Source organism: Spirulina sp. 06S082 (assembly GCF_034932145.1).
In the GTDB taxonomy this organism is placed as follows: domain Bacteria; phylum Cyanobacteriota; class Cyanobacteriia; order Cyanobacteriales; family Spirulinaceae; genus CCY15215.
In genome coordinates, this window is record NZ_JAYGHV010000474.1 from 1 (window position 1) to 2,300 (window position 2,300).

Consider the following 2,300-nt stretch of genomic DNA (forward strand, 5'->3'; position numbering starts at 1 on the left):
AACATCGAGATCGGGAAATTCTGCGATCGCCAATGGACTAGCAGAGTAAATAGATGCACCGGATTCATTGACAATCACTTTAACCGGTTTTTGCGGAATTTTTGTTAATACTTCAGTAATAAAGCGATCGGTTTCTCGGGAAGCTGTACCATTACCAATGGCAATTAATTCGATTTGATAGGTCTCAATCAATTCGCGCACTATTCTCCCTGCTTCTTGACGTTTTCCCTCGCCAGTATGAGGGAAAATGGCGCAATATTTAATAAATTTTCCTGTTTCATCTAATACGGAAACTTTACATCCCGTGCGAAATCCAGGATCGATCGCCAGGGTAGGTTTCATTCCTGCTGGAGGAGAAAGGAGCAAGTTTCGCAGGTTTTCTGCAAAGGTCTTAATAGACTCGCGATCGGCGTAAATTTTAAGATCGCTGCGGATTTCTGTTATTAAAGAATTCTTGATCAAACGTTTAAAAGCATCCGCCAGCATTTCCCGATAAAATTGCCGAACTTCGGGATTTTTACTGCGAATTTCTTGGGATTCTAAATAAGATTTTACAAATTCTTCATCATAGGAAATATCTACTGAGAGAACTTTTTCTGCTTCCCCGCGAAACAAAGCGAGAATATTATGGGGAGCAATTTTCGTGACTTTAATTTGATAATCCCGATACATTTCATATTTGGTACTTCCTTCGGGATAATCTTTCTTGATTTTAGATGTAAAAACCCCCTGTTTTGCCAGATAATCTCGCAAATAAGCGCGTAATTCTGACTTTTCAGCAACTTCTTCAGCGAGGATATCTGCTGCTCCTTTTAAGGCTTCTTGTGCTGTACTGACTTCTTTTTCCACATCAATATATTTTTCCGCTTCTTGTGTTAAAGAAACAGCCGAGGCATTCCTTTGATTTAAAGATTTAATCCATTCAGCAAAAGGTTCGAGTCCTTTTTCTCTAGCTTGAGTTGCCCGAGTGCGTCGCTTGGGTTTGTAGGGTAAATAAATATCTTCTAGTTCGTTTTTTAACCAACAAGATTCGATTGCTTTCTGAAGTTCTGGAGTGAGTTTTTCTTGCTGGGCGATCGCGCTTAAAATTGTTTCCTTGCGCTTCTGAATTTCGCTGAGATAGGTATGGCGATCGCTAATCTCTCGCAATTGTATCTCATCGAGTCCTCCTGTCCTTTCCTTGCGATATCGCGCGATAAAGGGAATCGTCGCACCTTCTGCGAACAATTCTAAGGCACTGGTAATATTTTTGGGATTGAGGGCTAATTCTTTAGCCAGAATGGTGATGAGTTCGAGCATTGTAGAAGTCAGATTTACTTTTTGAGATTGAATTTTGTTTGAACTTATGCTACATTATACTTGGGTCGAGTGGAATAAAAAATTAATTTTTTATTATGTATTCTACAAAACAAAGTTATTTAAATTAATCTATTTGTTAGATATTATTCAGCTTCGGAGGAATAATATCCATCAATTTCTTCCTTTTAGTAGTTCAAGAATAAGATGAAAAATTGTTTAATTTTCACTTGACTTAGTTGACTTGACAATGATATATTTACAGAGTGGGAGTGTGTGCGCTCCTGTAAACCCTTTTTTTAGCTAAGAAATAGTTAGAAAGAGGAACAGAAAAATTGATAAAAAAGCAAACATTGTCTTTGACGATCTTGATGGTTTGGCGATCGCAGAAGTTGAAAGATCATCTAATTTTGAATTATCTGTTTGAATCGTCGATCCGTCGGGGATTGAAAATCCCCGTCTCATACAAAAAATCCATTAAAATGGATTAGGAAAGTTTGCAAATGTGTTGTTTAACAAAACTCTTGATATCGGTTAAGGATGTCCGTTTAGCGGTTAAAAAAAAAAGATGAAAAATTGTTTAATTTTCACTTGACTTAGTTGACTTGACAATGGTATCTTTACAGAGTGGGAGTGTGTGCGCTCCTGTAGACCCTTTTTTTAGCTAAGAAATAGTTAGAAAGAGGAACAGAAAAATTGATAAAAAAGCAAACATTGTTTTGATGATCTTGATGGTTTGGCGATCGCAGAAGTTGGAAGATTATCTAATTTTGAATTATCTGTTTGAATCGTCGATCCGTCGGGGATTGAAAATCCCCGTCTCATACAAAAAATCCATTAAAATGGATTAGGAAAGTTTGCAAATGTGCTGTTTAACAAAACTCTTGATATCGGTTAAGGATGTCCGTTTAGCGGTTAAAAAAAAAAGATGAAAAATTGTTTAATTTTCACTTGACTTAGTTGACTTGACAATGATATATTTACAGAGTGGGAGTGTGTGCGCT

Annotated in this window: 1 protein-coding gene; it reads right to left on the reverse strand. The window is 37.0% G+C overall.

Translation table 11 applies throughout. The features are described 5' to 3' along the window. Positions 1-1,299, reverse strand: a 1,299-nt coding sequence (locus tag VB714_RS27105; protein WP_323228443.1) for a Tex-like N-terminal domain-containing protein, incomplete at its 3' end; no start/stop codon positions are given. Positions 1,300-2,300 lie beyond the last annotated feature (1,001 nt).